Origin of the sequence: Companilactobacillus insicii (assembly GCF_003946015.1) — a bacterium.
In the GTDB taxonomy this organism is placed as follows: Bacteria; Bacillota; Bacilli; order Lactobacillales; family Lactobacillaceae; genus Companilactobacillus; species Companilactobacillus insicii.
The window spans coordinates 1-7,567 of sequence record NZ_RHNU01000057.1; the positions used below are offsets into that span (position 1 = coordinate 1).

Here is a 7,567-nt window from a genome sequence, read left to right on the forward strand (position 1 = left end):
TGGTAGCTAAGTATTCTGAAAAGATTGCCAACCAACGTAAGGACTATATCCATAAAATCACTACCCAAATAGTTAAAAATTATGATGTCATAACGATTGAAGATTTGAAATCTAGCAATATGTTAAAAAAACATAATCTAGCTAGAGCCATTTCTAATCAATCTTGGAGAATGGTCAGGACAATGCTTGAATACAAGTGTGAATGGTATGGTAAGAAACTTATTGTTGTAAATCCGTTCAAGACAAGCCAATACTGTGCCGAATGTGGATATGACGATGGTAAGCATGAATTGGATATTCGCCAATGGACATGTCCAAACTGTGATTCAGTAAATGATCGTGATATTAATGCTAGTAAAAATATACTAAACAAGGGCTTGGAACAAGCCTTAGTAATATAGCTATGACCAATGCCAAAGGACTGAAATGTCTGGCGGTAAGTCAAGCGTTCCTAGAAGCTCGACACTTTAGTGCCGAGTAGTTCACGAATTGAGTCACAGAAGAGTGGATTTTCATAACTTTGGTATTCTCACTCTTCGTCATTTACCTGATTCCATTAAATTAGATGACGAATACAAGAAACTAAAAAAAGACCATACAATTGAACAAATTGCATGGTCGATCATTAAAAAATATGATTTATAGATTCTTGATTCTCATAATTAACTTTGCTAACTCACTGCGTTTATCTTCTGGCAAGGTAGACAAGTAATTGATCAAGTTTAATGTGTCAGGATCTTGTAAGTTCTTATTCAAAAAGAAATCTGATAACTGCAAATTAAGAGCACGTGCAATATCGTTAAGTTTTTGAATCTTGATATTATCCAATTTTCCACGTTCGATTATTGAAATCAAACTAGGTGATGATCCGGATTTCTCGGCTAGTTGCTCGATAGTCATATTAAGAGCTTTTCTTTGCTTACGAATTATTTTGCCGATCTCTTCAAGCATGAAGTTCCCCCAATCATTGAATGTAGTATGTGGTTTCAATATTAATGGAATTTTTGTACCTATGAAAGATTAACACATATGTGTTTAATTGTATAAAAATATATTTCTGTACATAATATGTACATATTATGTCGTACAATTAGTGATTACCACTTAAACAGCCAAAATAACCACTTAGTCAGAATCTATATACAGGTCAATCAGTATGTGATGTAATACTTTTAACGAAAGGGTTGTTGGAAGTGAAAATAAGGGTAGATATTTCGTCAGATTATTCTGAACGTGAGATTATTATCAAATCTCCGGTAGAGGACGACGAGCTAAAAGATTTAGTTGATCAGATAAAAAGAATGAATAATGAATTCAGTCAAATCAGTGGATATATTGGTGAAACTGTTTATCCATTAAAATTAAATGATATTTTGTTCTTCGAAACTAATGATCGTAATGTTTATGCTCACACAACTAACAACGCCTTTTTGATTCACTATCGTCTTTATGAATTAGAAGAGAAACTACCGGGTAAGTTTATGCGAGTATCTAAATCATCAATTTTGAATTTGGATGAGATTGTTTCGTTAACTAGATCGGTGACTGGTAATTTGATTCAATTCAGGAATACTTACAAGACATTATATGTTTCAAGACGATTTTTGAAAGAGTTGAAAAATAGACTAGATAAGAGGAAGTTTTGAAGATGAAAAATAGAAATGGATTATTCTGGGGCTTATTCATGTTATTGAGTGCTGGAATTCTAGTTGTTAGTCAGTTGCACTTGATAACTTATACTTTTACTTTTTGGACCGTGGTAGCGACAATTTTTCTTGTCGCAATTTTGATTAAGAGTCTGGTTTATTTTATGGTTCCAGGAACTGTGTTTTCGTTAGCCTTTTTGGCAATCTTGTACGCTAAACCCTTAGGAATTACTGCAATTGTACCTTGGACGTTATTGGGGGCTGCATTACTTGTGTCAATTGGTCTCTCACTAATACTTCGCCCTTTTTTGATGAAGCATCATCCCTGGATGAGATATGGACATCACGGTAATGATTGGCATAATCAGAGGATGTACGATAGACATAATCATCGTCCGGACGTAAGAACTGATAGTCAGTCAGATATTAACGTTAGTGTCAAAATGGGAAGCAGCATCAGATATGTTACGTCAAAAGATTTTAAGGAAGCTAATATCAACGTATCGATGGGCAATGCTAAGATTTATTTTGAGAATGTTGAAGTTGATGATACGGCAACCATCAATGTTGATGTATCGCTTGGTGGAGTCGAGTTATACATTCCTAAGAATTGGAATATCGTAAAACAAATTGATGACAGCAACATGAGTGGAATTTCGGAAGAGGGAATTCCTGAAGTTACTGAAGATAGTCCGGTTGTTACAATACATGGATATTCTTCATTGGCTGGATTGAAGATTTATTATATATAGAGTAAAAAGATGAGTCCTTAACAGAGCTCATCTTTTTTATTTGAAAATAACCAAGTAATTTATAGTATCATTGAGACAAAGTCTTATTTAGGAGAGTACATATGAATATTAATATGTGGGATAAATTTACTAAGAGTTCATACTTTTCAACTTTAGATAGTTATGACAGTAATGAAGTTAGATTTATTTTGAATAATTTTCTGGAAGTTGTTGAGGAAGACGGGTGTGATGATATTTCCAAAATAGATGATGTACTAATATTTGACATATTGATGTCGATTGCGGAAGAGTCAGCTAAAGATCCTGATTTTGAGTCATTTATGGTATTTAAGTCGTTTTACGATGTCGTAAAAGCATTTTTAGAGTTTGCTTCATCAGAGAAAATAATACATATTAATAACCGAGATTTAAAACGCTCATTTGTAAAGTTCGAGAGTGATGTAGGATTATCGAATGATTCTGAGAAAAATGACCCAACGTTACCACAATGGCTTGAGTATGTGTCAAATGATATCTCACAGTATACTCAACAGTGGGTAGATGATTATATAAAAAGTCCCGAGTGGAAGCACCGTGATAAGGGTGTTACGGAAGAGCTGCTACGCACTGTCATGTCTGCTTTGACTGATAGAGCATATGATGAATATCGTAAAACTCCAAAATCATGGACTAAGAAGGCCATTCATGGAGTGTTGACAGGTTATCTTGTAAGTAACGTCGGGATAAATACTGATGATTATCAATATGTTGTGCCGGCTTTAACGGGGTTATTAACTTATGTTGGTGATCAAGGACTTGTTAATGAAACGAAAATAAATAATTTTAAACGATACTTAGCCGCAAGTGAATCAGAAATGATTGATTTAGCCTCTGATTCAAATAATTTTGGACCTTCAAAAATGGTAGCGAACAAGATGATGGAGCAAGGTATAGATTTTGACGATGAAAAATCTGTACAAGCATTTATTGATCAAGTTAATGCTAATGGTGGAATAGATAGTTTAAGAGATGGTATGTTTGATGATTCTTTAAACTCACAGTTAGGCTCCGATGATTCCATTGTGTACGACCCTGATCCTAAGCGAGAGTATCTTGAAATGGAGCATTTAGATAGCTTAGGTAATAGATCTTGGAGTCGTGATATAGCAATAAGTAATCATGAGGATGGTGTTCAATATGGGATTAATCTGTGGAGTGATCGAAACTCATATAGCATACCGTTAAAATTCAAAAAGCCTGATGTTATTTTATTTGTTAGTGAAGTAACTGATGTATTATATGCTCAACAATTAGAGACACCGGATAATTGGTCAGAAGCAGCGTGGAAGGAATTCGGAGAATGGTTAAGGAAAACTAATAATAGCCGTCAATACAATGATATATCACAGTTGTTTACATCATTGATTCTTATGTTGTCTGATGAAGATGTTCTATCAAATCGAATAGCTAAGAAGATTATTTTTTCATTGCAGACTAAAGTGGTCTCATTAGATAATGTAAAAATGGTTAAAGGAAAGTTAAAAAAGAAAAAGCGTAAGTAGTTATTTTGTAAGTTGTTGGAGGAAAATGACTAATGACAAAGATTGATTTGGCGGATGTTAAACTCAGAAGGGAAATACCAACTGACTATCGTGAAACAGAGAATGTCGTGCGAGAGGCTTTTTGGAATCAATTTGAGCCAGGCTGTGTCGAGCATTATTTAATGCACGTAATGAGGGATGATCCTGATTTTATTCCAGAACTCGATGTAGTGGCAGTGTATAAGGGTAAGATAATTGGTCAGATTGCATATATGAGAAATAAAGTCGTAGCAGATGATGGTACTGAGTATCCAGTTATTGGAATTGGCCCCATTTGTGTAACGACTGAGTATGAGGGTAACGGAATTGGTGGCAAGATGATTTCGTATACTAAAGAAATTGCTAAAAAAATGGGATTCTCAGCGATATTATTGCAAGGTGATCCAGATTATTATTCGTTAAAGGGATTTGTCCCTTCTAAGCAATATGGTATTCGTACATTTGATAACAAGTATGCGGCTGCACAACAGATTAATGTTATTTCTGAAGATGATATGAAGGATATCTCTGGTAGATATGTTGAATCGGATGTTTACTTCTTTGATAAAGAAAAAGTCGAAGCATTTGATGAGGGTTTTCCTAAGAAAGAAAAAATTAAAGGAATTAGATTACAAAATAAAATACTAGAAATAGTTAAGATGGTTGAACCATATGAATAATAATAAGTTGATGTTATTCTCTCTATTAATAATTATGATTGTTAGTATGTTGCTTAACAATTTTTTTTGGAATAGAAAAGCTGATAAGACAAATTATAAAACGATGGGTAATATTGTTTCTGTTATCTGCATAGTATTAATCATCTATAGATTGTATTTCTTTTAGATAAAATGAAATAGTTAAGGTGGTTGAACCATATAAATAAAAAGACAGCATTTGATAAATAATAAAATTTATCAATGCTGCCTTTTTATTTAATAATATTAGTTTTTATTTTATCCATTGGGATTTTACGATCGGTGAATTTATCCGTTGTTTGACCTAATGTTATTGCAAAGATAGGTTTGAAGAATTCAGGAATAATTCCTTCTGGGATGGAAGATATACATGCCATATTATAGTTGGCTCCAATACCTTGATCTTCAGCAGCCAATTCCATGTTGTGGACAATAGCGCCGGATGAAATGTATTCCATGTGACTAGGATTCTTGGCTGAGACCACGATAACAGTCGGAGCATCATAGATGCCGTTTAGTTTGGATAAGATACTAGAATCTTGAATTACTGTAAGACGATAATCATCGTAATTGCCCATACCAACGGGACCTGCATTGGCCGCAACTAGAATTTTGTGTAACTGTTCGTCAGTAATCTGTCCGGAATACTCACGAATAGCTTTACGTGAATTAAGCATATTTAATGTTTCCATAATTGACACTCCTTTTAATTACACATATATCATAAGCCATTTTAATCTAGAATGATTAATAAGTTAAACTTATCGATTGATCAAATAATTGGAATTGGTCGTATCGTTAGTAGATTGTAATATATACCTCGAATAGAAATACGGAGGTTATGTATCAATGAATAATTCAGTAGTTGTATTATTTGGAGCTGGCGCAATCGGTGAGGCAATTGTTAGAAGGGTCTCATCAGGTCGTAGATTGTTATTAGCTGATTATAGTGAAAATAAATTATCAACAATGCAAAAAAAATTACAAGAGGCAGGTTTCTCCGTTGAGACAATTAAAGCAGACCTTTCTTCAAGAGATTCTATTAAAGAAGTAGTTTCTAAAGCTCAATCTATGGGAGACATTATGGGGTTAGTAAACGCCGCAGGTGTTTCTCCATCTCAAGCTAGTGTTAAAGAAGTTTTGAAGGTTGATCTTTATGGAACCTCTGTATTGTTAGAAGAATTTGGAAAAGTCATGGCACCTGGTGGATCAGGAATCGTTATTTCCTCACAATCAGGACATCGCTTGCCAGGATTATCAGTTGAAGATAATAAGGCATTAGCAATGACCCCAACAGAAGAATTATTGGATTTGCCAATTTTACAGTCAAATAATATCACTGATTCTTTAGCGGCGTATCAATATGCTAAACGTACAAATGTTTTGCGAGTTGCAGCTGAATCAGTAAAATGGCAAAAGTGTGGAGCTAGAATCAATTCAATTAGTCCTGGAATTATTATGACACCTTTAGCATTGGATGAATTGAACGGCCCTCGTGGTGCTGGATATAAAAAGATGTTTGATTCAATGGTTACTAAGCGTCCGGGTACACCAGATGAAATAGCCAGTTTGGCAGAACTATTGATGGATCGTCGCAGTGCATTTATCACCGGTAGTGATTTCTTAGCTGATGGCGGAATTACGGCTCAATACTGGTATGGCGATGTATCAGAAGTTAGAAATTAAAAGGAGATAATTAATATGAAAGCAGCATTATTCGTAGAACCAGGAAAAATGACAGTTACGAATACACCTAAACCAAAAATCGAAAAATCAACTGATGCGATTATACGTGTAATTAGAGCCTGCGTTTGTGGATCAGATCTATGGTGGTATCGTGGAATTTCAAAGCGTGAGCCAAATTCTTTAGCTGGTCATGAAGCAATTGGTATTGTCGATGAAGTAGGATCAGATTTAAAAAATATTCAAAAAGGAGATTTTGTTATTGTCCCATTCACACATGGATGTGGTCATTGTGCAGCTTGTCTTGCAGGTTTTGATGGTGACTGTCTTAATGGACCTAAGGGTGGCAATGGTTACCAAGCAGAATATGTTAGGTATGAAAATGCTGATTGGGGATTAGTAAAGATTCCTGGTAAACCAGAGGATTATTCAGACGATATGCTTAATAACTTTTTGGCATTAGCTGATGTTATGGCTACTGGATTTCATGCAGCAACTAGTGCTGAAGTGAAAAAAGGAGATGCTGTTGTTGTCATGGGTGATGGAGCAGTAGGCTTGAGCGGAGTCCTTTCATCTAAACTACTTGGTGCAAAGCGTATTATTGCTATGAGTCGTCATGAAGATAGACAAAAACTTGCTATGGAGTTTGGTGCTACTGATATTGTTCCTGAACGTGGGGATGCAGCTGTGCAACGAGTTATGGATTTAACTAAAACTGGTGCTGATGCAGTTCTCGAATGTGTTGGTACGGAACAATCTGTGGATACTGCTATTAAAGTAGGTAGACCAGGAGCAATTGTTGGACGTGTTGGTGTTCCACAAAAAACAGAAATGAATACTAACGATTTGTTCTGGAGAAACATTGGTTTACGAGGTGGAATTGCGTCAGTAACCACTGATGATAAAAAGATTTTATTGGATGCGGTTTTGAATGGTGAGATTAATCCGGGAAAAGTGTTTACTGAGAGATTTGATCTTGATCATATTCAGGATGCTTATAATGCGATGGATAAACGAGAAGCAATTAAATCGTTGTTAATTATTGATAATAAATAATAGTATTAAGATATTGGAAATTAATTCCAGTATCTTTTTTTTTGTTTAATTTAGTACAATTACATTAGAAAAAGTAATTTATTAAGAAGGAAAAATGGCTCTTTGTCAAATAGTATTGATGAATGATTTTTGGCCTATGGGCATCCTCAATGAGGATGCCTATTTTTATGCAC

The 7,567-nt window shown here is 34.7% G+C and carries 10 protein-coding genes; 8 read left to right on the top strand and 2 right to left on the bottom strand.

Going from position 1 to position 7,567, the window contains the following annotated elements; translation table 11 throughout:
- Positions 1-401: RNA-guided endonuclease TnpB family protein (locus EKM79_RS11900; protein WP_164506086.1), on the top strand; the 401-nt coding region annotated here is incomplete at its 5' end.
- Positions 402-489: 88 nt separating this feature from the next.
- Entirely contained in the window at positions 490-645 is a 156-nt protein-coding gene (locus EKM79_RS12290) for a hypothetical protein (protein ID WP_211331293.1), read from the top strand.
- On the opposite strand, the gene EKM79_RS11905 is transcribed toward EKM79_RS12290, so the two are convergent.
- On the bottom strand, positions 640-951 hold the full coding sequence (locus EKM79_RS11905) for a helix-turn-helix domain-containing protein (protein ID WP_125569078.1): 312 nt from the start codon (positions 949-951) through the stop codon (positions 640-642). The two genes, EKM79_RS12290 and EKM79_RS11905, sit on opposite strands and share 6 nt — an antisense overlap.
- 242 nt (positions 952-1,193) lie before the next feature.
- Here EKM79_RS11905 and EKM79_RS11910 point away from each other — a divergent pair, with 242 nt between their 5' ends.
- The 4 genes from EKM79_RS11910 to EKM79_RS11925 all read left to right on the top strand — a co-directional run bounded on the left by EKM79_RS11910 (position 1,194) and on the right by EKM79_RS11925 (position 4,637).
- Positions 1,194-1,646 carry a LytTR family DNA-binding domain-containing protein gene (locus EKM79_RS11910; protein ID WP_125569080.1) on the top strand — a complete coding sequence of 151 codons (453 nt, stop codon included), beginning with the start codon at positions 1,194-1,196 and terminating at the stop codon, positions 1,644-1,646.
- A gap of 2 nt (positions 1,647-1,648) precedes the next feature.
- Positions 1,649-2,398 (top strand): LiaF transmembrane domain-containing protein, encoded by a 750-nt coding sequence (locus tag EKM79_RS11915; protein ID WP_125569082.1) that lies wholly within the window; start codon positions 1,649-1,651, stop codon positions 2,396-2,398.
- 101 nt (positions 2,399-2,499) lie between these two features.
- Positions 2,500-3,939: a hypothetical protein gene (locus tag EKM79_RS11920; protein WP_125569084.1), complete on the top strand. Its 1,440-nt coding sequence runs from the start codon at positions 2,500-2,502 to the stop codon at positions 3,937-3,939.
- A 32-nt stretch (positions 3,940-3,971) separates the two neighbouring features.
- Complete coding sequence (locus tag EKM79_RS11925; RefSeq protein WP_125569086.1) at positions 3,972-4,637, top strand: GNAT family N-acetyltransferase; 666 nt, start codon at positions 3,972-3,974, stop codon at positions 4,635-4,637.
- 251 nt (positions 4,638-4,888) lie between these two features.
- Here the strand turns inward: EKM79_RS11925 and EKM79_RS11930 are convergent, their stop codons facing one another.
- On the bottom strand, positions 4,889-5,347 hold the full coding sequence (locus tag EKM79_RS11930) for a nitroreductase family protein (RefSeq protein ID WP_125569088.1): 459 nt from the start codon (positions 5,345-5,347) through the stop codon (positions 4,889-4,891).
- Positions 5,348-5,504: 157 nt separating this feature from the next.
- Between EKM79_RS11930 and EKM79_RS11935 the strand changes: the two genes are divergently transcribed.
- Entirely contained in the window at positions 5,505-6,341 is an 837-nt protein-coding gene (locus tag EKM79_RS11935) for an SDR family oxidoreductase (protein ID WP_125569089.1), read from the top strand.
- Between the two features lie 15 nt (positions 6,342-6,356).
- Positions 6,357-7,394 carry a zinc-dependent alcohol dehydrogenase family protein gene (locus EKM79_RS11940; RefSeq protein WP_125569091.1) on the top strand — a complete coding sequence of 346 codons (1,038 nt, stop codon included), beginning with the start codon at positions 6,357-6,359 and terminating at the stop codon, positions 7,392-7,394.
- Positions 7,395-7,567 lie beyond the last annotated feature (173 nt).